This is a genomic window from Vibrio sp. YT-16, assembly GCF_033337405.1.
Taxonomy (GTDB): Bacteria; Pseudomonadota; Gammaproteobacteria; order Enterobacterales; family Vibrionaceae; genus Vibrio; species Vibrio alginolyticus.
The window spans coordinates 29879-50111 of sequence record NZ_JAWOQQ010000021.1 but is presented as its reverse complement, the minus strand read 5'-3'; the positions used below and the strand labels follow the sequence as shown (position 1 = coordinate 50111).

Below are 20233 nucleotides of genomic sequence, written 5' to 3'. Positions count from 1 at the left end.
CTTCTGTAGTTATAGGTAACGACTTGCTCGATGCCAAATCAAACCAGCTTTTTACCTATAACCACGTCAGGGTTAATAAATTCAAACAACAAAACGGCTCCTAGCTGTCACCAGCCAGGAGCCGAATGTGAATTATATCACGATATTATTCGTTAATGGTTAGTTTCTTTACATCGCCGTTGCGAGTTGTAATCACATAACCATCCGACAATAACGTCGGGCCAACTGCCAAGCCACTATCATCGACAAACTGCTGCGCAACAAATTCGCCCGTTGAACGATCCATCCAGTGAAGGTAACCAAGCGTGTCACCGACAACGAGATAATTGCCAACAATAACTGGCGCTGTAAGTTGTCGGTGCTCAAGCAAGCTGTTTTCCCACAACTCAGTCCCGCTTCGTGAATCAACGGCAACAACATGATCTTTTTCCGTTATCACAAAGATGCGACTACCATCTGTAGAAATGTCTGTCGCAGATGAGTAGTTACGCTTCCAAATCGGGTTCGCTGAACGCAAGTCAATGGCGATAAGTTGACCATTGTATCCAATGGTGAAAAGAGTACCGCCTAGCACAATTGGCGATGAATCAACGTCAACCAAACGATCAATTTCTGTCGCGCCTTTTGGCGTACCAACAGGCTGTTGCCAAATCAACTGGCCACGCTCAACGATAGCAGCTGCGAGTCGGCCATTTGCCGTTCCCCAAAATACACCGCCACCAATTGCAGTCGGAGTACTATCGCCACGTAAAGTTAAGTTCGGCACTTCTGTACTCAATGCCCAGCGTTGCTCACCTGTACTCTCATTAAGGGCTATCAACATGCCTCGGCTAGTATTGATGATAATAAGGCCTGAATCTGCAACTGGCTTCGCCAGTACCTCACCACCAACTTTTACACGCCAAACAATTTCACCTGTTTCTTGGTCAAGAGAGATGACTTCACCATTCTCAGAGCCAATGTAAAGGTTTCCGTATGCCGCTGTGATACCACCAGAGAGACGAGCAATGACATCTTCTTCTAGGTCCGTTTGCCAACGTTGTTTACCATTCTCAGGATCCAGCGCTTTTACTAAGCCATCACGACTTGCCACGAACAATGTATCATTCGCAAATACAGGGGATAGCTTTGAAAAGTAATGACCGACACCATCGCCAACCGATGTGCTCCACTCACTACTGGTTGTAAACTGACTGTCTACCTGAGGTAGTGGCGCCATTACAATGGTGTCTTTCTCACCTGCACAACCGGCAAGTACTCCCATTGTTAACGCCCCTAGCAAGGCTTTCTTAAAGACTCTTTTCATCCAATGCGGTCCTTATTTCGCCAGATCGTCCAATTTCATTTGTAGTGTCGGGCTTGCATCTGCCGCTTGCTGAGCTTCAGTATACGCAGCGTACGCAGCATCTTTGTCACCTTGGCGAATCGCAATATCGCCACGAAGTTCAGCAATACGGCCTGTCCATGCTGTATCAGTGACGTTACTTAGCTCTGCCGTTGCAGCGTCGAAGTTACCCATTTCCGTCTCAATACGCGCAATGCGGTAACTAATCAATGGTAACAACGCAGCATCTTGAGTGTTGCTTTGCGCCCACTTCAGTTGCTCCAATGCAGCAGAAAGGTCTTGAGCTTCAACTTGTGCTTTAGCAAGTTGTAGTGCAGCCAATACTGAATATTCTTTTACTTCATTTGACTCAATGAAAGCTTTCACGTCAGCTTGAGCATCAGTGCCTTTGTCTTGCAAAGCATTCATTGCTGTCGTGTAGCTTTGAGAAGCTGCTTCACTCGCCTGAATCACAGAATCCTGGTAGTAACGCCAGCCAAATAGACCACCTAAACCAACAACCGCACCGATGATGACGGCTTTGCCGTTTTCCTTCCACCAGTCTTTAATGGCTTCAACTTGTTGTTCTTCAGTATCGTAAAGTTCCACTTCCTGTCCTCTTAAAACATGTAAATGGCAGCTTAGCTGCCATTGTTCCTATTTCGTTTAAAGGCTCCACATTTGGGAGCCTTAGCTTACGAACTAGGATGTAATTTTGTTAGATTACTAAAAGACTTAAATCAGTGCTGCGATCTTTTCTGCAACTTCTGCTTGGTTGTAAGTCTCTTGCTCACCACCAGCTAAGTCTTTCAGTACTACGGTATTATCCGCAACTTCGTTTTCGCCCAGAACCAATGCTACAACAGCACCAACTTTGTCTGCGCGTTTAAACTGTTTCTTGAAGTTACCGCCACCGAAGTGATTCATCACACGAACGCCTGGAACAGACTCGCGAAGCTGTTCTGCTAGCTTCATTCCTGCCATCATGGTGCCTTCACCCGCTGTGACTACGTACACGTCAACACTGCGACGAACGTCTGTCAGTTCCAACGTTTCTAGCATCAGTACTAGACGCTCTAGGCCCATTGCAAAGCCAACCGCTGGTGTTGGTTTACCACCTAATTGCTCTACAAGGCCATCGTAACGACCACCGCCACATACAGTGCCTTGAGCACCTAGGCTCTCAGTGATCCACTCAAATACCGTGCGATTGTAGTAATCCAGACCACGAACTAGACGTTCGTTAACTGTGTATTTGATACCTGCGGCGTCTAAAAGTTCACATAGACCTACGAAGTGTGCTTTAGATTCTTCACCCAAGTAATCTGAAAGGCGAGGCGCATCACCTAAAATAGCTTGAACGTCTGGGTTCTTCGTATCCAGAACACGCAGTGGGTTCGTGTGCATGCGACGCTTACAATCTTCATCTAGCACATCAATATGTTGCTCAAGGAATGCAACCAGTGCAGTACGGTAGTCTGCGCGGTCTTCTTGAGAACCGATAGAGTTCAGCTCAAGACGAACATGTTCATTGATACCTAGCTCACGCCATAGACGCGCCGTCATCATGATAAGCTCTGCATCAACATCTGGACCATTTAGACCAAACACCTCAACACCACACTGGTGGAATTGACGGTAACGACCTTTCTGCGGACGTTCATGGCGGAACATAGGTCCCATGTACCACAGACGCTGTTCATCACGGTTGATCAGGCTGTTTTGGATACATGAACGTACACAACCCGCCGTACCTTCAGGGCGAAGTGTTAGACTGTCGCCGTTACGGTCATCAAAAGTGTACATTTCTTTTGAAACGACGTCTGTTTCTTCACCAACAGCGCGGCTGAATAGGTTTGTTTCTTCAACGATTGGCATGCGCACTTCGTTATAACCGTATGCGCTAATTACATTTTTCACTGTGTTTTCTAGTTTTTGCCACAGTGGCGACTGAGTTGGGAGGCAATCGTTCATGCCTCGAATTGCTTGAATTGTTTTTGCCACAATACTTACCGTAATTCTCGTTGAGATTAATCTTGTACTTTAACTTCGATGCGGTTTTCGCCATTCATCATAGCTGCTTTCGCACGGATCTTAGCTTCTAGCTTATTCACAAGGTCATCGTTATCAAAGCGCTCTTTCTGGCGTTTACCATCTTCGTAGAATGCGCTCTTCTTGTTACTACCTGCTAGACCTAAGTGAGAAACTTCTGCTTCACCAGGGCCGTTTACCACACAACCGATGATAGACACATCCATTGGCGTGATGATGTCTTCTAAACGTTGCTCCAGTGCATTCACCGTACCAATCACATCGAATTCTTGGCGTGAGCAGCTTGGGCACGCAATAAAGTTGATGCCTCGAGAGCGAATGCGCAGAGATTTAAGGATGTCGAAACCGACTTTGATTTCTTCAACTGGATCGGCAGCCAAAGAGATACGCAGCGTATCGCCTATCCCTTCAGATAACAGCATACCTAAGCCAACAGATGACTTAACAGCGCCAGCTCGAGCACCACCCGCCTCTGTGATACCTAAATGAAGAGGCTGATCGATTTTCTTCGCCAGCAGACGATATGAATCCACCGCAAGAAAAACGTCTGAAGCTTTCACGCTAACTTTAAATTGGTCAAAGTTAAGACGATCGAGATGGTCTACGTGACGCATCGCCGATTCAACCAAGGCTTCTGGCGTTGGCTCACCGTATTTCATCTGTAGGTCTTTTTCCAAAGATCCACCATTGACACCAATACGGATCGGGATGTTTTTATCGCGAGCGCAATCAACAACAGCGCGAATGCGCTCTTCATTGCCGATGTTACCAGGGTTGATACGTAAACAGTCAACTCCGTACTCCGCCACTTTCAGCGCGATACGATAGTCGAAATGAATATCAGCCACTAATGGTACAGAAACTTGCTGTTTAATCAGTTTGAAAGCTTCTGCTGCGTCCATCGTAGGTACAGAAACTCGAACGATATCTGCGCCGACTTTTTCTAGTGCTCGGATTTGAGCGACTGTCGCTTCTACGTCAGTCGTGCGAGTGTTAGTCATTGACTGTACTGCAATTGGCGCACCATCACCAATTGGCACATCACCCACATAAATACGCGTCGATTTACGACGAATAATTGGAGATTCGTGTTGCATAATTTTTTATAACGGTAGAGTGAATCTAGCTACTTTGCCTGAAGTATACCCAGAAAGGTCGACAGGTTCACTTGCAAATGTCATTGTAACCCCTTCCGGTGCGCCTAATATCACTTTAAATGGCGCTTTTCCGGTAAGTTCTACATCTTGTCCTGGCTTATGAGTACCACTTACCAGCGTTTTACCATTGGTGTCTTTCACTTGAATCCAACAGTCCGCTTTAAACTTCATAGTAAGAAGTGTCATGCCTTCAGGTACTACTGGCGCAGGCTGTTCCTCTTCCGCCGCTTCAATCACGGCAACAGGTTCTTCAGAATCTACGCTTGTTGTATTTTCAGTTTCAGTCAGCAAAGGATCCGCCCCTTGCTCAACGGGTGCTTCAGTCGATTCAGCAACGCCTTCATTAGTTGAAGCAACTTCTTCAGGAGTGCTTGCGATTAACTCTTCAGCCGTCATCAAATCGATATCAGCTAATTCTTGAGCAGTGGGCTGCGGCGCTTCAACACTTGAATCCGTTACTTCCTTAGTTAGGCTATTCTCTTGTTGGTTTTGCCACCACCATGCCGCTGAAATGCCAATAATGACCAGCCCGATAACCCAAGTAAGGAGCATAATACGGCTATTGTGCTTCTCGTCTTTTGTTTTACGAGAGAAGCTTTGCATTTCAATTTCTTGCTCTTGAGGCTGAGCATCGGCAGTCTGCTCTAACGCCGTCAAAACCACCTTCTCATCAAGACCTACGAATTTAGCGTAAGAGCGTAAGTAACCACGCGTAAATGTCGCGACTTGTTGAGATTCAAATCGGTTATTTTCAATATCTTCAATCACAGAAATGCGAAGCCTCAGGCGATCGGCAACTTGCTTTTGGCTCATTCCCAAGGATTCACGTTTGTTTTTCAGTAATGTGCCAGCTTCAATAGAGAGTGGCACTTCATTCGTATTTTCGTGTTCTGTCATAATGGCGGTATTTAATCTGTTTTAGTGGCTAACGTGGTCATGTATTTTCGTTATTGTTCTTAAGCCTCTTTAAAGATAGCTAGCCTAAACGCGTTAACCAAAAATAATAATTTTAAGAAACTCTCAGCGATCTGAGTGCGAATACCCGTTTTGCAAAAATCAGCAAAACGTATGTGAGAAAGTGCTGAGAATTATCGGTGTCATCGTTAGTGTTACATATCATGATAAGCGAATGCGCAACGAAGACAAAAACTCTTTACACTCAAACTAACAGATAGCTCAAGCTTTTGTCCAAACTTTGACAAAGGAATTCGAAATTATACCCAAATAACCTTAGGTTGAAGAGTGATAGTCCCAAATCTTGGCGAAAATGTCCTAAACAATAAACAAAATAGCCAGAGCGAATGGCTCTGGCTATTTTTGAATTCCGGTCGTTTATACAGCTTTCACTTCAATGGTATCGGCACCGCGTGACGCTTTCAGCATTGCCGTACGTTTAGTTCGGTCAATTACATCACCGACCAACTGACCACATGCGGCATCAATGTCATCACCACGTGTTTTACGAACCGTAACTGTGTGCTCGTATTGCATCAATGTTTTTTGGAAGCGATCAATACGTGAGTTACTTGGTTTCTTGTAAGGTGAACCTGGGTACGGGTTAAACGGAATCAAGTTAATCTTACATGGTGTGTCTTTCATCAGCTCAGCCAGTTCACGAGCATGGTCCATGTCATCGTTCACATGATCAAGCAACACGTACTCGACTGTTACCTTGCCACGGTTTGCATTCGATGAAGCAATGTAACGACGAACGGATGCTAGGAAATCTTGAATATCCCAACGATCGTTAATTGGCATGATTTCACTACGCAGCTTATCGTTTGGCGCATGAAGAGAGATCGCCAACGCAACGTCGATTTTGCCCGTCATCTGATCAAGACCAGAAACCACACCTGATGTTGATACGGTTACGCGACGCTTCGACAAACCAAAGCCAAGGTCATCCAACATTAACTCCAGTGCTGGAATCAAGTTCTTCATATTAAGAAGCGGCTCACCCATACCCATCATCACGACGTTCGTAATTGGGCGACGGCCTGTTTCTTTCTCAAGACCAATTTCACGTGCAGCACGCCACACCTGACCGATGATCTCTGAAACTTTCAAGTTACGGTTAAAGCCCTGCTGTGCTGTTGAGCAGAACTTACATTCCAATGCACAACCTACTTGAGAAGATACACAAAGCGTTGCGCGATCATCTTCTGGAATGTAAACCGTTTCTACATCCTGATCACCAACCTTCATTGCCCACTTGATCGTGCCGTCTGAAGAATGCTGAGCTTCTGCTACAGTTGGTGCTTTAATTTCACACTTGTGTAAAAGCTTTTCGCGCAGCTTCTTGTTGATGTTTGTCATTTTTTCGAAGTCATCTACACCGAAATGGTAGATCCACTTCATAACCTGATCGGCACGAAACGCTTTCTCGCCAAGTTCTTCCGCGAAAAACTGACGCATGCCTTTGCGATCAAAGTCGAGTAGATTGATTTTTTCAGTGGTCATGTTGCCTCTCAATGACTGAAACAAGAATAAGGGCGCGAATTGTACAGCCTTTATGCAGCTACAACAAGGGGTGTAAGACCCTGAGTTTGCTAAGGCATTAAAATAAAAACGATTAAATTTTAATCAGACTTTACGGTGAGAATAATGATTAGACAACCGACAACAAAAGCGTAGAAGTGGTACAGAGAAAACAGTGAGAACAAACACACGTAACTAAGCTTTCACCTCTGTAAAATGCTCAGATTAGCCAATATCTTCGCGAATAATTACGAATGAACTCGCCGGTGAAATGGAGAATGCGGAATAAAAAACCTCGGACAATTCCGAGGTTATTACGTACTAGATCATCACGCAAAAGTGATGCATGAACGAGTTAGCGAGAGAAAACTTCTGATTCAGGGAAGAAAAACTCAATTTCACGAGCGGCAGACTCAGGGCTATCTGAACCATGAACTGAATTGTGACGCATGCTGAGTGCGTAATCAGCACGCAAAGTGCCACATGCCGCGTCCTCTGGGTTGGTTTTACCCATTAGCTCGCGGTAACGTGCAATCGCATTTTCGCCTTCCAATACCTGAACCATAATAGGACCAGATGTCATGAACTCTTTTAGAGGAGGGAAAAACTCTTTACCTTCATGCTCTGCATAAAAGCCGCTTGCCTGATCTTCTGTCAGGTGAACCATTTTGGCAGCGATGATACGTAGGCCAGCCTTTTCAATACGATTGTAGATTTCACCAATTAGGTTTCGCTCTACAGCATCAGGCTTAATGATTGAAAATGTTCTTTCTAGAGCCATAAAATTTCCTTTCTGTACTTGTAATAATAGTTGTGCTTTTAAAGTGACTTACTGGGTAAGAGCAGCACTCAAACAAGAGAGTGCTGCAATCAATCTTATTTTCCAGCTTGCTCATTGAGGAAACGAGCAAGTGTACGAACACCCATACCCGTTGCTCCCGCAGCCCATTTATCAGAAGCGGCTTTACGATACGTACCCGCACAGTCGAAATGTAACCAGCCTTTTTTGTAGTCCTCAACGAAGTAAGACAAGAATGCAGCTGCAGTACTTGCACCCGGAGAATAATCACCAGAGCTGATATTCGATAAATCGGCAAAATTAGATGGCAGCATTTCTCGATGGAAATCAGCAAGTGGTAGCGGCCACAAGCCTTCTTTTTCCTGGTTTGCCGCCGTAAGCGCTTGATGCGATAGCTCATCATCAAAGCTCATTAGCGCATGGTAATCGTTACCTAACGCATTCTTCGCTGCGCCTGTTAGCGTCGCGCAGTCAATAATTAACTCAGGCTTTTGCTCACTAGCGTAGATAAGACCGTCTGCAAGCACCAAGCGACCTTCCGCGTCGGTATTCATAATCTCAACGGTTTTGCCGTTTTTGTAAGTGATGATGTCGCCAAGCTTAAGGGCACGGCCAGAAACCATGTTCTCAGCACAACACAAGATCAGTTTTACGCGCTTGTTCAAACCGCGTAAGATAGCTAACCCTAGGCCACCAGTGATAGTACCCGAGCCACCCATATCTGCTTTCATTGCACTCATGAAGGTAGAAGGCTTCAAGCTGTAACCACCGGAATCAAAGGTGATGCCTTTACCCACAAGACATGCGAATACAGGTGCGTTTTCGTCACCAGTTGGGTTGTAGTCTAACTGAAGCATCGCAGAAGTACGCTCAGAACCACGGCCTACTGCGTAAATACCTTCCCAACCTTCTGCCAACAAGTCTTTGTCTTTGACGATACGAGCTGTCACCGTGCCTTTCGGCGCAACAGATTTGATGAATTCAGCAGCCATTGTCGCTAGCTGACGAGGAGCAACTTCTTCTGCCGTTTTGTTGATAATATCGCGGGTAAAATCAGTCGAAGTAATACGAGCTTGAAGCTCTGCTTGATCTTCATCAGACAATGCTGCCCACTCAACTGAGCCATGTTTTTTAGGGTTACGGAACCCTTGGTGGAAAGCCCATACGCTCTCTAGATCCCAGTTATCACCAGAAAGAAAAATAGAACGAATTCCTTGGCCATCTAGCTGACGAGCTGCACGTTGAATTGCGCCGAGATCATGACCTTCACCTAAGTGAATAGTTGCGCCGTTTTCAGCGAATGAAAGCAGTGCTTTTTCACCCCAATGTGGTGCTGCCGACTCTTGACTTAAAAATACAGACATCTGTGTAGACATGGTTTCTCCTTGTCTTATAGCAGCGTTGCCTACGCTGCTTCTTTTTAATAACTCACGGATGTTAGCATTATGTAGGGCAAAAATGTCAATTGGATAAAAAAACGGACCTAAAGGTCCGCTTTTTTTAGTAAGAATTGTTAACTAGGCTGTGTTTTACAGACTTAGTCCGCTTCGTCCATCCAGCACATGATAACGGCTTCTAGAATCTTTTCATTAGAACGGTTTGGCTCATCGTCAAACTCATCTAACTCCATGATCCATTGATGAAGATCGGTAAAACGCACTGTTTTTGGATCGACATCTGGAAACTTGTCACAAAGTTCAATCGCGATATCGCGAGAATCTGTCCATTTCATTGCTCATCTTCCTTTTGCTTCTTCCCTATATTGGGAAGATAGTTTTAGTGATCTTCTGAAGCGTGGTTTAGTGTGTATTTAGGAATTTCTACCACCAAGTCTTCATCAGCAACTCTCGCCTGACACCCTAGGCGTGACTCAGGCTCTAGACCCCACGCTTTATCTAGCATGTCGTCTTCTAGTTCTTCACTTTCTTCTAGTGAATCAAAACCTTCACGGATGATTACGTGGCAGGTAGTACACGCACATGACTTCTCACACGCATGTTCAATACCGATACCGTTTTTTAGCGCTACGTCTAGAACGGTGTCACCAGAGTTTGCTTCCAACACTGCACCTTCTGGGCACAAATCGTCGTGTGGTAATACAATAATCTTAGGCATAACTACTTATCTCTTATATATCGTCTACTGATTGACCTGACAACGCAGCTCGAATCGATTTATCCATACGGCGTGATGCGAAATCTTGGCTCGCTTTATCGGTATCTTTAATGCCTTGCTCTATCGCATCTGCATCATCACCATTACGCAGCTCAATCAAGGCTTCGATGGCTTTAATCAAGTTTTGTTTCTCTTGTTCTGATAGTAAGTCATCACCATCAGCTTGCATCGCTGCAATCAAACCTTCTATCACTCGGTCGGCTTCAACACGCTGCTCAGCTAAGGCACGAGCTTGCATGTCTTCTTTTGCGTGCGTCATTGAATCACGCAACATATCCGCCACTTCATTGTCACTTAAGCCGTAAGAAGGTTTTACTTGAATCTCTGATTGAACACCAGTGCTCTTCTCCATTGCCGTAACAGAAAGAAGGCCATCAGCGTCAACTTGGTAAGTCACGCGAATATGTGCCGCACCCGCTGCCATCGGAGGAATACCTTTTAACGAGAAGCGAGCAAGTGAACGACAGTCATCAACCATTTCACGTTCACCTTGTACCACATGAACACTCATCGCCGTTTGGCCATCTTTGAATGTGGTAAATTCTTGCGCACGCGCAACGGGAATCGTAGTGTTGCGGGGGATGATCTTCTCGACCAAACCACCCATGGTTTCAATACCGAGCGACAGTGGAATCACATCAAGAAGCAACATTTCAGAGTCAGGCTTGTTACCCGCGAGAATGTCTGCTTGGATACCCGCGCCGATTGCAACAACTTCATCAGGGTTAATGCTTGTCAGGGGTGTGCGACCAAAAAACTCGCCTACCATTTCACGAACCAGCAATGTACGGGTTGAGCCACCAACCATGACGACCTCGAGTACTTCATCTGCGTCGACATCCGCATCTTTCAGCGCACGGCGGCAAGACATCAGGGTTTTCTTCACTAGCGGACGAATCAGATCTTCGAACTGCTCGCGAGTCACGGTGCCTTTCCAACCAAAAACGTCAACGTCAACACTGTCTTGCTCAGAGAAAGCAATCTTAGCTTCAGTAGCAATGTTCAACAGTGTACGGTTCTTTTCTGCAGAAAGCGGCGCTTCTAGACCCGCTTGCTCCATTAAATAATCGGCAAATAGATGGTCGAAGTCGTCACCGCCTAATGCAGAATCGCCACCTGTTGCTAATACTTCAAATACGCCTTTCGATAAACGTAGGATAGAGATATCAAAAGTACCGCCACCTAGATCGTAAACCGCAATCACACCTTCTTGACCAGAGTCTAGGCCATAAGCAATTGCCGCAGCGGTTGGTTCGTTAAGTAGACGGAGAACATGAAGACCAGCTAATTTCGCCGCATCTTTTGTACCTGCACGTTGCGCGTCATCAAAGTAAGCAGGAACGGTAATAACTACACCAGCTAACTCACCACCTAACGTATCTTCAGCTCGCTTACCCAATACTTTTAGGATGTCCGCAGATACTTCAATCGGGTTTTTGTCACCTTGAGGTGTTTGCAGAATTGGCAGGCCGTTTTCACTCTCTTTAAAACGATAAGGAAGTGAAGAGTAACGGGACTGAATGTCCTTTAATGAACGACCGATCAAACGTTTTACAGAGATAATCGTGTTCTCTGGTTCAAACTCTGCTTTGGCTTTGGCTTCGTGGCCGACCGTTAACGTTTCCTCAGCGTAATTAACGACTGAAGGTAAAATAGTACGGCCCTGCTCGTCCGCAAGTGGAGTTGCATCGCCGCTACGTACAGAAGCAACCAAAGAGTTGGTAGTACCTAAGTCGATACCCGCTGCTAACTTATGCTCATGAGGTGCCGAGCTTTGGCCCGGTTCTGCGATTTGAAGTAGTGCCATGATAGGTCCTTGTCACGCTTACTAGCCGAGGAGTTTGTCTTCGACTAGCTCAATTTCGTTCTTTAGTTTGGCAATGAATTTTAGCTTACGAACTCGGTCTGCGGCTTCAGCCCATAGACCATCATCAAGCTCTTGCTCGACGCTTGCCAGATGCTGTTTGTACATTTTGCTGACCTTAGAATCGAAGTCAAAAAGCGCCGATTCAGGATCGGTGTTGTCAGCAATTTCTTCCAGTTCTTCGCGCAGCTCCATTTGCTCCATTAAGAACATTGGATCTTGCATTGTCTGCTGTTCACCTCGGATCTCAACACCCTGCTCTGCGAGGATGTACTCGGCACGGGAGATAGGATTTTTCAGAACTTGATAGGCATCGTTGATTTGCGCTGCCTTTTGCACCGCCATCAAACGGTCACGTTCAGATCCCGTTGCAAAGTTATCTGGGTGGAAGCGTTTTTGTAGTTCTCGGAACTGAGAAGAAAGAAGGCTACCATCCAGCTTAAACTGACTTGGTAGCCCAAATAATTCAAAGTGATTCATTAAGTTCGGGTCCTAGTAAAGCCTTCCGGACTCGCTTGCCCAGAAGGACAATCAATTAGACGTTGAAGCTTTCACCACAACCACATTCACTTTTCGCGTTAGGGTTGTTGAATTCAAAACCTTCATTCAACCCTTCTTTCACGTAATCCAATTCGGTACCGTCTAGGTACACTAAGCTTTTTTTGTCGATGATGATTTTCACTCCAGAGAGTTCAAATACTTCGTCTTCTTCATTGAGCTCATCAACAAACTCAAGTACGTATGCCATGCCGGAACAACCAGTCGTCTTCACTCCAAGACGTAAACCGATACCTTTGCCTCGGTTATCTAGGAATGCTCTTACGCGACTTGCCGCTGATTCTGTCATTGTGATGGCCATACTGCACCTTAGTCTGTCTAAATTTCGATTGGAATGGGAGCGTCAAAGCTCCCATTATATTACGGAATAATTATTCTTGGTGTTTTTTCTTGTAGTCAGCAACCGCTGCTTTGATTGCATCTTCAGCAAGAATAGAACAGTGAACTTTCACTGGTGGAAGCTCTAGCTCTTCAGCAATCTCAGAGTTTTTAATTGCTGCCGCTTCATCAACTGACTTACCTTTTACCCACTCAGTTACTAGTGAGCTTGATGCGATTGCACTACCACAACCGTATGTTTTGAACTTCGCATCTTCGATGATACCTTCAGGTGTCACTTTGATTTGAAGCTTCATTACGTCACCACACGCAGGAGCGCCAACCATACCGCTACCTACTGATGGGTCTTCTTTATCGAATGAACCAACGTTACGTGGGTTCTCGTAGTGATCAATTACTTTTTCGCTGTATGCCATGATAAATTACCTCGAATCCTCTATTTCAATCCCTGAGATTAATGGTGAGCCCATTCAACAGTGCTCAAATCAATCCCTTCTTTGTACATATCCCATAGAGGAGACATGTCGCGTAGCTTAGTCACTGCAACGCGGATTTGTTCAATTGCGTAATCAATTTCTTCTTCAGTCGTGAAACGACCAAACGAGAAACGAACCGAGCTGTGAGCCAATTCGTCATCCATGCCTAGGGCACGAAGAACGTAAGAAGGCTCAAGACTTGCAGACGTACAAGCACTACCAGAAGATACCGCTAGATCTTTAAGCGACATTAGTAGTGATTCACCTTCTACGAATGCGAAACTGATGTTTAGGTTGTGTGGTACACGCTGCTCAAAGTCACCGTTTACCGTCACTGCTTCTAAGTCTTTCACGCCATCAAAAAGACGGTTACGCAGCGCTAAAGCGTGATCGTAATCTTTTTGCATGTCTTCCTTTGCAATGCGGAATGCTTCACCCATACCTACGATTTGGTGAGTAGGAAGTGTACCAGAGCGGAAACCACGCTCATGACCGCCACCGTGCATTTGCGCTTCAAGACGAATACGAGGCTTACGACGTACGTAAAGTGCACCGATACCTTTAGGGCCGTATACTTTGTGAGCAGAAAGTGAAATTAGATCAACTTTCATCTCTTGAACGTCGATTGGTAATTTACCTGCAGATTGCGCAGCGTCCACGTGGAAAACAATTTTACGCTCACGGCACAGTTCGCCGATCGCTGTAATGTCTTGAACCACACCAATCTCGTTGTTTACATGCATAATAGACACAAGCACGGTGTCATCACGCATGGCTGCTTTAAGCTTCTCTAGATCGATCAAGCCATTTGATTCTGGCTCAAGGTAAGTCACTTCAAAGCCTTCACGCTCAAGTTGACGACATGGGTCAAGAACGGCTTTGTGCTCTGTTTTACAAGTGATTACGTGCTTGCCTTTCTTCGAGTAAAAGTGCGCTGCACCTTTAATCGCAAGGTTGTCTGATTCTGTCGCACCAGATGTAAATACGATTTCGCGAGGATCTGCATTTAGAAGGTCAGCAATTTGCTCACGAGCAGTATCGACCGCTTCTTCTGCCTGCCAGCCGTAACGGTGCGAACGTGACGCTGGGTTGCCAAATGTGCCATCCATTGTCATGTACTGAACCATTTTTTCAGCAACACGTGGATCAACTGGACATGTAGCGGAATAATCAAGATAAATCGGCAGTTTCATTCTCTACTCCAATGTAAAAAGCTGACCGCTAAGAGCGGACGTTTACACCGATGGGCGCGGCGGTTGTATTTTTGTTTGATAGCCCATGGGTTACCGCCAGATCAATGTCCTGACGATCAGAAATTTCGAGTACTTCATTGTCTGTCATCAACTCACCAAGAGTGATGTTATTCAAAAAGTCACTAATGCGAGAGCTTAGGTCACGCCACAGCGTGTGAGTAAGGCAACGTGTTCCACCTTGGCAATCTCCTTTACCTTGGCATTTGGTTGCATCTACTGACTCATCAACGGCAGCAATCACGGTACCAATAGCGATACTGTGAGCGTCGGCACCAAGTCGGTAACCACCACCAGGACCACGAACGCTGGCAACGAGACCTGCTTTACGCAATTTTGAAAATAGCTGCTCTAAGTAAGAGAGCGAGATCCCTTGACGCTCTGAAATATCAGCCAGAGGTACAGGGTTTTGTTGCGAATGCAGTGCCACATCCAGCATGGCTGTCACCGCATATCTTCCTTTAGATGTAAGTTTCATACCACACCGTATCCACATGGTTTGTAATGGTTAAGATTTTTCCATACCTGAGTAATTTGGTCAAGTATTTATTTGACCATTTTACTCAGGTATTCATCCTTACACCTAAAGCGGTTATTATTCACTCAGAACTTCTTTTCTATCGAAGTCAAAACGCCTCGTAGAATATTAAGTTCTTGGGTTTCTGGTCGAGCACGAGAGAACAAACGGCGCAACTTATTCATCACCTGTCCAGGTTGCTCTTTGTTAATAAACTGGGTCTCAACCATCACCTTTTCAAGATGCTCGAAGAACATTTCGAGTTCTCGATGACGCGGGTATTCTTCCGATTCATTTGGGGAAAACTGGCTTTGCTCTAAGTTCAAGTGTGCAACTCGCACTTCGTAACTGAGAGTTTGTACAGCCATCGCTAGGTTAAGCGAGCTGTACTCAGGATTAGCGGGAATACAAACATGGTAGTGGCACTTTTGTAGCTCTTCGTTTGTCAAACCAGTTCTTTCTCGGCCAAACACGAGCGCAACCGGATGCTTTCGGCCTTCAACTGCAAATTTCTCACCGCATTCACGTGGCTCGAGCATTGGCCATTCTAATGTACGAGAGCGGGCGCTAGAACCCACAACAAGGCCACAATCTTCAACCGCTTCTTCTAATGTGCCGACAATCTTTGCATTTTGAGCAATATCACCAGCACCCGCAGCTAAAGCAAGAGTTTGTTCATCCACTTCACATTGTGGATCGACTAATACTAGTTGGTTTAAACCCATCACTTTCATTGCTCGAGCTGCTGAGCCAATATTGCCTGAATGAGAGGTACCTACGAGTACAATTTTTACTTGATCCAACATCTGTGTTTGCTACCTAAATTAAAACCGCAGAATGTTATCATAGTTTTTTAAGACACCCTAGAGGCAAGCAGACCTCTCTTCTCATTCTTGGTTATTGTTCTCGTCCGCAGTATGCTCTGTACACTCAACCAGCCGCATTTAGAACAAAAAATAACCACTTCCCTTTTTAATTATCTCTGGTATACTCGCCGCCGCTTTCATTTGTTCTTTAACATCCGTTGGGAAATTCGTATGCATCCAATGCTAAACATTGCTATTCGCGCTGCGCGAAAGGCAGGCAATCATATTGCTAAATCATTAGAAAACACTGATAAAGTAGAATCTACTCTTAAAGGCACTAATGACTTTGTCACTAACGTAGACAAAGAAGCAGAATACATCATCATCGATACTATCAAGCAGTCTTACCCTGAGCACTGTATCGTTGCTGAAGAACAAGGTCTTATCGAAGGTAAAGATAAAGACGTACAATGGATCATCGACCCACTGGATGGCACCACTAACTTTGTAAAAGGTTACCCAACTTTCGCGGTTTCTATCGCTGTTCGTATTAAGGGTAAAACTGAAGTTGCTTGTGTTTACGATCCAATGCAAAACGAGCTATTCACTGCACAACGCGGTGCCGGCGCTCAAATAAACAGTGCGCGTATTCGTGTTGCTCAACTAAAAGACCTTCAAGGTACTGTTCTAGCAACAGGCTTCCCATTCAAGCAGAAACAACACGCTGAGTCTTACATCAAGATCGTTGGTGCGCTATTCACTGAATGTGCTGATTTCCGTCGTAGCGGCTCTGCTGCTCTTGACCTTTGTTACGTGGCTGCTGGCCGTGTTGATGGCTACTTCGAACTAGGCCTAAAACCTTGGGATATGGCAGCAGGTGAGCTTATTGCTCGTGAAGCTGGCGCAATCCTAACAGACTTTGCTGGCGGCACTGACTACATGAAGTCTGGTAACATCGTTGCTTCAAGCGCTCGTGGCGTAAAATCTATCCTTAAGCACATCCGCGAAAACGGTAACAGCGCGATCCTTAAGTAAGATTTGAAAGTCATATTTAGCCCGTCACGCTGATGACTTTAGAAAGCCCCGCTCAATGAGCGGGGCTTTTTTGTATCTACCGAACCGTATCTACTTAGCTGCAATGTAAGGCTCTCCATACAATGAGGTTCGGCAAGCTCACGACTCTATTCAGATACAAAAAAACCGCTGATTGTTCAGCGGTTTTTGTTTTCGGTTCTCAATCTGCCTTATGGCATTTCGTCGAACTCTGCACCTTCTTTTTCTACTTGAGGTGGCATCAAGTGCTCTTTCTGGATACCCAGTTTTAGAGCCAGTGCTGATGCTACGTAGATAGAAGAGTAAGTACCTACAGTGATACCGAGTAAAAGTGCGGTTGCAAAGCCGTGAATCATAGCACCACCCTGCATGAACAGTGCAATTACCACGAACAACGTCGTACCAGATGTAATCAATGTACGGCTCAATGTTTGAGTGATTGAAGCGTCCATGATGTCCGAAGGTTCACCCTTACGCATCTTACGGAAGTTTTCACGAATCCGGTCAAATACAACGATGGTATCGTTGAGTGAGTAGCCCACAACCGTCAGTAGCGCAGCTACGATAGTCAGGTCAACTTCAATTTGTAGAAACGAAAAGACACCTAGCGTGATAATTATATCGTGAGCCAATGCCATTACCGCACCAGCCGCTAGACGCCATTCAAATCGCATCGATACATAAAGCAGGATACAGATCAGCGATACCAAGATCGCTAGACCACCAGCTTCTGTTAGCTCATCACCAACGTTGGGACCTACGAACTCAATACGACGCATTTCTACGCTTTCGCCAGTACCATCTTTGATAGCACCAATGATTTGGTTACCTAGCGTTTCACCAGAAACGTCATCACGTGGACGAAGACGGACCATGACTTCACGAGCACTACCGAAGTTTTGTACTGTCGCATCGCCAAAGCCTTTTGAATCTAGTGCTGCACGAATCTCTTCAAGGTTTGCTGGCTGTTCAAAACCGACCTCGATAAGCGTACCGCCAGTGAAATCTAGACCCCAATTAAGCCACTTGGTTGACAAAGTGAAGATAGAAGCAGCAATCATTATAATTGAAAAAACGAATGCTACTTTCGACCAACGCATAAAGCCGATCGTCTTCTCTGCTTTTAGAATTTGAAACATATTAATTCCCAGCCTTAGATCGACAATTTATCAACGCGTTTGCCACCGTAGATCAGGTTCACGATACAACGTGTACCAATAATGGCGGTGAACATTGAAGTTAAGATACCGATAGATAGAGTAACTGCGAAACCTTTCACCGCACCTGTACCGACCGCAAATAGAATGATTGCAGTAATTAGTGTTGTGATGTTCGCATCAGCAATCGTGCTGAATGCATTCGCGTAACCTTGGTGAATCGCTTGTTGTGGACTGCGTCCATCACGAATCTCTTCACGGATACGCTCGAAGATCAGTACGTTCGCATCAACCGCCATACCGACTGTTAACACGATACCGGCTATCCCCGGAAGCGTCATGGTAGCGCCTGGAATCATCGACATAACACCAATGATAAGCACTAAGTTTGCCATTAGAGCGATGTTTGCAATCAAACCAAAGCCGCGGTAGTAAAGCAGCGTAAATAGCATTACGGCAACCATACCCCAGATACATGCTTGGATACCCATATCGATGTTTTGCTGGCCCATTGATGGACCAATGGTACGTTCTTCAACGATAGAGATAGGTGCAATCAGTGCACCAGCACGTAGTAGAAGTGCTAGGTTGTGTGCTTCTGCAGCAGAATCGATACCTGTGATACGGAAGTTACGACCAAGAGCCGATTGAATCGTTGCTTGGTTGATGACTTCTTCATGCTTATCCAGAATAACTTTGCCTTCAGGCGTACGACGGCCACTGTCTTTGTATTCTGCAAACACGGTAGCCATTAGCTTACCAATGTTCTTCTTAGAGAACGCAGACATCTTATTACCACCTTCGCTGTCTAGCGAGATGTTAACTTGTGGACGACCATATTCATCAACACTTGAGCTTGCATCTGTGATGCTTTGACCGCCAAGAATAACGCGCTTCTTAAGCACAACTGGGCGACCATCACGGTCCATCTTGATTTCACTACCTGCTGGCGCACGACCATTTGCCGCTGCCGATAGGTCAGCTTTATCATCAACTTCGCGGAATTCAAGCGTTGCCGTAGCTCCGAGAATTTCTTTTGCACGAGCAGTATCTTGAACACCAGGCAGTTCAACTACAATGCGACTAGCACCTTGACGTTGAACCAATGGTTCCGCAACACCTAGTTCGTTGACACGATTACGTAAAATCGTAATGTTTTGCTCAACAGCATAGTTACGGATCTCTTGTAAACGTTGCTCAGTAAAGGTTGCAGTAAGAGCGTAACGGCCATTTGAATCAGAATCGACAAAAATCATGTCCGGGTGATTCTTTTCTAGCGTTGCTTTCGCTTCTGCTAATTGCTCTTCGTTACGCAACAACACTTCTACCGCTTCTTTTCCAGAAGGGCGGATTGCACGGTAACGAATCTTGGCGTCACGAAGTTCGCTACGGAAAGCTTCTTCTTGTTGACCAACAAGCTTTTCCATCGCTGCATCCATATCCACTTCCATTAAGAAGTGAACACCACCGCGAAGGTCAAGACCTAGCTTCAATGGTGACGCGCCAATCGCTTCTAGCCAATCGGGTGTAGAAGGTGCAAGGTTAAGTGCAACAATTGTGTCTTTGCCTAGCGCTTCGCTGATGACATCACGAGCACTGATTTGTGTGTCAGTGTCGTTAAAACGAACAAGAATTGATCCATCTTCGAGAGCAATGGATTTATGAGAAAGTTGCTCTTTGTTAAGAGCAGTAGTGACAGCATCCAGCGTTGACATATCTACAGAGGCGCCACGCGCCCCTGTAACTTGAATAGCCGGATCTTCACCGTAGATATTTGGAAGTGCGTATAACGCAGCGGTGATGATGGCAAAAAGCACCATCAAGTACTTCCATAATGGATAACGGTTTAGCACAGCGAGGATCCTTTAGCTGTTTTATAGAGACTTAAGCGTACCTTTTGGTAGCACTGCAGTGATGAAGTCTTTCTTGATTACTACTTCATTGTTCGCGTTAAGCTCAATTGAAATGTAGTCATTGTCTTCAGCAATCTTAGTGATTTTACCCACTAGGCCACCGCTAGTTAAAACTTCGTCGCCTTTGCCCATAGAAGCCATTAGGTTTTTGTGTTCTTTTACGCGTTTCGCTTGTGGGCGGTAAATCATGAAGTAAAAGATCACTGCGAACATGCCAAGCATGATTAGCATTTCAAAACCACCGCCTGCTGGCGCGCCTTCTGCTGCTGCGTGAGCCTGAGAAATAAACATTAAAACATCCTCATTATATTTTAT

21 protein-coding genes are annotated in these 20233 nt (G+C 45.4%); 1 reads left to right on the top strand and 20 read right to left on the bottom strand.

The features are described 5' to 3' along the window. Positions 1-145 precede the first annotated feature (145 nt). The 17 genes from bamB to trmJ all read right to left on the bottom strand — a co-directional run bounded on the left by bamB (position 146) and on the right by trmJ (position 15795). On the bottom strand, positions 146-1306 hold the full coding sequence (bamB, locus tag R7F07_RS22445; RefSeq protein WP_005381696.1) for an outer membrane protein assembly factor BamB: 1161 nt from the start codon (positions 1304-1306) through the stop codon (positions 146-148). Between the two features lie 12 nt (positions 1307-1318). Continuing rightward, the gene (locus R7F07_RS22440) at positions 1319-1933 is read right to left on the bottom strand and encodes a YfgM family protein (protein WP_005381697.1); all 615 of its coding nucleotides are present in this window, start codon (positions 1931-1933) and stop codon (positions 1319-1321) included. 126 nt (positions 1934-2059) lie between these two features. After that, complete coding sequence (gene hisS / locus R7F07_RS22435; RefSeq protein ID WP_054579028.1) at positions 2060-3328, bottom strand: histidine--tRNA ligase; 1269 nt, start codon at positions 3326-3328, stop codon at positions 2060-2062. Positions 3329-3354: 26 nt separating this feature from the next. After that, entirely contained in the window at positions 3355-4473 is a 1119-nt protein-coding gene (gene ispG / locus R7F07_RS22430; RefSeq protein ID WP_005381699.1) for a flavodoxin-dependent (E)-4-hydroxy-3-methylbut-2-enyl-diphosphate synthase, read from the bottom strand. Between the two features lie 6 nt (positions 4474-4479). Further along, positions 4480-5430, bottom strand: a complete 951-nt coding sequence (gene rodZ / locus R7F07_RS22425) for a cytoskeleton protein RodZ (RefSeq protein ID WP_136976155.1) — start codon at positions 5428-5430, stop codon at positions 4480-4482. A gap of 435 nt (positions 5431-5865) precedes the next feature. Then, positions 5866-6993: a bifunctional tRNA (adenosine(37)-C2)-methyltransferase TrmG/ribosomal RNA large subunit methyltransferase RlmN gene (locus R7F07_RS22420; RefSeq protein ID WP_017633913.1), complete on the bottom strand. Its 1128-nt coding sequence runs from the start codon at positions 6991-6993 to the stop codon at positions 5866-5868. Positions 6994-7366: 373 nt separating this feature from the next. Then, entirely contained in the window at positions 7367-7792 is a 426-nt protein-coding gene (gene ndk, locus R7F07_RS22415) for a nucleoside-diphosphate kinase (RefSeq protein ID WP_005381702.1), read from the bottom strand. A gap of 95 nt (positions 7793-7887) precedes the next feature. Beyond that, on the bottom strand, positions 7888-9186 hold the full coding sequence (gene pepB, locus R7F07_RS22410) for an aminopeptidase PepB (RefSeq protein WP_005381709.1): 1299 nt from the start codon (positions 9184-9186) through the stop codon (positions 7888-7890). A 161-nt stretch (positions 9187-9347) separates the two neighbouring features. Then, positions 9348-9542: a Fe-S cluster assembly protein IscX gene (gene iscX / locus R7F07_RS22405; RefSeq protein ID WP_005381711.1), complete on the bottom strand. Its 195-nt coding sequence runs from the start codon at positions 9540-9542 to the stop codon at positions 9348-9350. Between the two features lie 44 nt (positions 9543-9586). Next, positions 9587-9925, bottom strand: coding sequence for an ISC system 2Fe-2S type ferredoxin (gene fdx, locus R7F07_RS22400; RefSeq protein ID WP_171342993.1), 339 nt, complete (start codon positions 9923-9925; stop codon positions 9587-9589). 13 nt (positions 9926-9938) lie between these two features. Continuing rightward, complete coding sequence (gene hscA / locus R7F07_RS22395) at positions 9939-11792, bottom strand: Fe-S protein assembly chaperone HscA (protein WP_017820567.1); 1854 nt, start codon at positions 11790-11792, stop codon at positions 9939-9941. Positions 11793-11813: 21 nt separating this feature from the next. Beyond that, positions 11814-12329 carry a co-chaperone HscB gene (hscB, locus tag R7F07_RS22390; RefSeq protein WP_171342992.1) on the bottom strand — a complete coding sequence of 172 codons (516 nt, stop codon included), beginning with the start codon at positions 12327-12329 and terminating at the stop codon, positions 11814-11816. Between the two features lie 55 nt (positions 12330-12384). After that, entirely contained in the window at positions 12385-12708 is a 324-nt protein-coding gene (iscA, locus tag R7F07_RS22385) for an iron-sulfur cluster assembly protein IscA (RefSeq protein WP_005391554.1), read from the bottom strand. A 70-nt stretch (positions 12709-12778) separates the two neighbouring features. Continuing rightward, positions 12779-13162 (bottom strand): Fe-S cluster assembly scaffold IscU, encoded by a 384-nt coding sequence (gene iscU / locus R7F07_RS22380; protein ID WP_005381718.1) that lies wholly within the window; start codon positions 13160-13162, stop codon positions 12779-12781. 38 nt (positions 13163-13200) lie between these two features. Beyond that, on the bottom strand, positions 13201-14415 hold the full coding sequence (locus tag R7F07_RS22375) for an IscS subfamily cysteine desulfurase (RefSeq protein WP_025768862.1): 1215 nt from the start codon (positions 14413-14415) through the stop codon (positions 13201-13203). Positions 14416-14443: 28 nt separating this feature from the next. Continuing rightward, on the bottom strand, positions 14444-14950 hold the full coding sequence (gene iscR / locus R7F07_RS22370; RefSeq protein WP_005381720.1) for a Fe-S cluster assembly transcriptional regulator IscR: 507 nt from the start codon (positions 14948-14950) through the stop codon (positions 14444-14446). Between the two features lie 125 nt (positions 14951-15075). Then, positions 15076-15795: a tRNA (cytosine(32)/uridine(32)-2'-O)-methyltransferase TrmJ gene (gene trmJ, locus R7F07_RS22365; RefSeq protein WP_005383693.1), complete on the bottom strand. Its 720-nt coding sequence runs from the start codon at positions 15793-15795 to the stop codon at positions 15076-15078. 231 nt (positions 15796-16026) lie between these two features. Between trmJ and suhB the strand changes: the two genes are divergently transcribed. After that, entirely contained in the window at positions 16027-16830 is an 804-nt protein-coding gene (gene suhB / locus R7F07_RS22360) for an inositol-1-monophosphatase (RefSeq protein ID WP_171342991.1), read from the top strand. A gap of 209 nt (positions 16831-17039) precedes the next feature. Here suhB and secF read toward each other — a convergent pair whose 3' ends face one another. From secF to yajC, 3 genes are read right to left on the bottom strand one after another with little or no spacing between them, the layout of a single operon-like run. Continuing rightward, entirely contained in the window at positions 17040-17987 is a 948-nt protein-coding gene (secF, locus tag R7F07_RS22355) for a protein translocase subunit SecF (protein WP_005383689.1), read from the bottom strand. Positions 17988-18001: 14 nt separating this feature from the next. Next, positions 18002-19858: a protein translocase subunit SecD gene (gene secD, locus R7F07_RS22350; RefSeq protein ID WP_005381724.1), complete on the bottom strand. Its 1857-nt coding sequence runs from the start codon at positions 19856-19858 to the stop codon at positions 18002-18004. A gap of 21 nt (positions 19859-19879) precedes the next feature. After that, positions 19880-20209 (bottom strand): preprotein translocase subunit YajC, encoded by a 330-nt coding sequence (gene yajC, locus R7F07_RS22345; protein ID WP_005381725.1) that lies wholly within the window; start codon positions 20207-20209, stop codon positions 19880-19882. Positions 20210-20233 lie beyond the last annotated feature (24 nt).

Excerpts from the sequence above, each read along its gene's own strand:
- ndk (WP_005381702.1), bottom strand. The coding sequence starts at position 7,792 with ATGGCTCTAGAAAGAACATTTTCAATCATTAAGCCTGATGCTGTAGAG.
- iscA (WP_005391554.1), bottom strand. The coding sequence starts at position 12,708 with ATGGCCATCACAATGACAGAATCAGCGGCAAGTCGCGTAAGAGCATTC.
- pepB (WP_005381709.1), bottom strand. The coding sequence starts at position 9,186 with ATGTCTACACAGATGTCTGTATTTTTAAGTCAAGAGTCGGCAGCACCA.
- hscA (WP_017820567.1), bottom strand. The coding sequence starts at position 11,792 with ATGGCACTACTTCAAATCGCAGAACCGGGCCAAAGCTCGGCACCTCAT.
- ispG (WP_005381699.1), bottom strand. The coding sequence starts at position 4,473 with ATGCAACACGAATCTCCAATTATTCGTCGTAAATCGACGCGTATTTAT.
- iscU (WP_005381718.1), bottom strand. The coding sequence starts at position 13,162 with ATGGCATACAGCGAAAAAGTAATTGATCACTACGAGAACCCACGTAAC.
- R7F07_RS22375 (WP_025768862.1), bottom strand. The coding sequence starts at position 14,415 with ATGAAACTGCCGATTTATCTTGATTATTCCGCTACATGTCCAGTTGAT.
- fdx (WP_171342993.1), bottom strand. The coding sequence starts at position 9,925 with ATGCCTAAGATTATTGTATTACCACACGACGATTTGTGCCCAGAAGGT.
- iscX (WP_005381711.1), bottom strand. The coding sequence starts at position 9,542 with ATGAAATGGACAGATTCTCGCGATATCGCGATTGAACTTTGTGACAAG.
- trmJ (WP_005383693.1), bottom strand. The coding sequence starts at position 15,795 with ATGTTGGATCAAGTAAAAATTGTACTCGTAGGTACCTCTCATTCAGGC.
- bamB (WP_005381696.1), bottom strand. The coding sequence starts at position 1,306 with ATGAAAAGAGTCTTTAAGAAAGCCTTGCTAGGGGCGTTAACAATGGGA.
- rodZ (WP_136976155.1), bottom strand. The coding sequence starts at position 5,430 with ATGACAGAACACGAAAATACGAATGAAGTGCCACTCTCTATTGAAGCT.
- suhB (WP_171342991.1), top strand. The coding sequence starts at position 16,027 with ATGCATCCAATGCTAAACATTGCTATTCGCGCTGCGCGAAAGGCAGGC.
- hscB (WP_171342992.1), bottom strand. The coding sequence starts at position 12,329 with ATGAATCACTTTGAATTATTTGGGCTACCAAGTCAGTTTAAGCTGGAT.
- yajC (WP_005381725.1), bottom strand. The coding sequence starts at position 20,209 with ATGTTTATTTCTCAGGCTCACGCAGCAGCAGAAGGCGCGCCAGCAGGC.
- secF (WP_005383689.1), bottom strand. The coding sequence starts at position 17,987 with ATGTTTCAAATTCTAAAAGCAGAGAAGACGATCGGCTTTATGCGTTGG.
- R7F07_RS22420 (WP_017633913.1), bottom strand. The coding sequence starts at position 6,993 with ATGACCACTGAAAAAATCAATCTACTCGACTTTGATCGCAAAGGCATG.
- iscR (WP_005381720.1), bottom strand. The coding sequence starts at position 14,950 with ATGAAACTTACATCTAAAGGAAGATATGCGGTGACAGCCATGCTGGAT.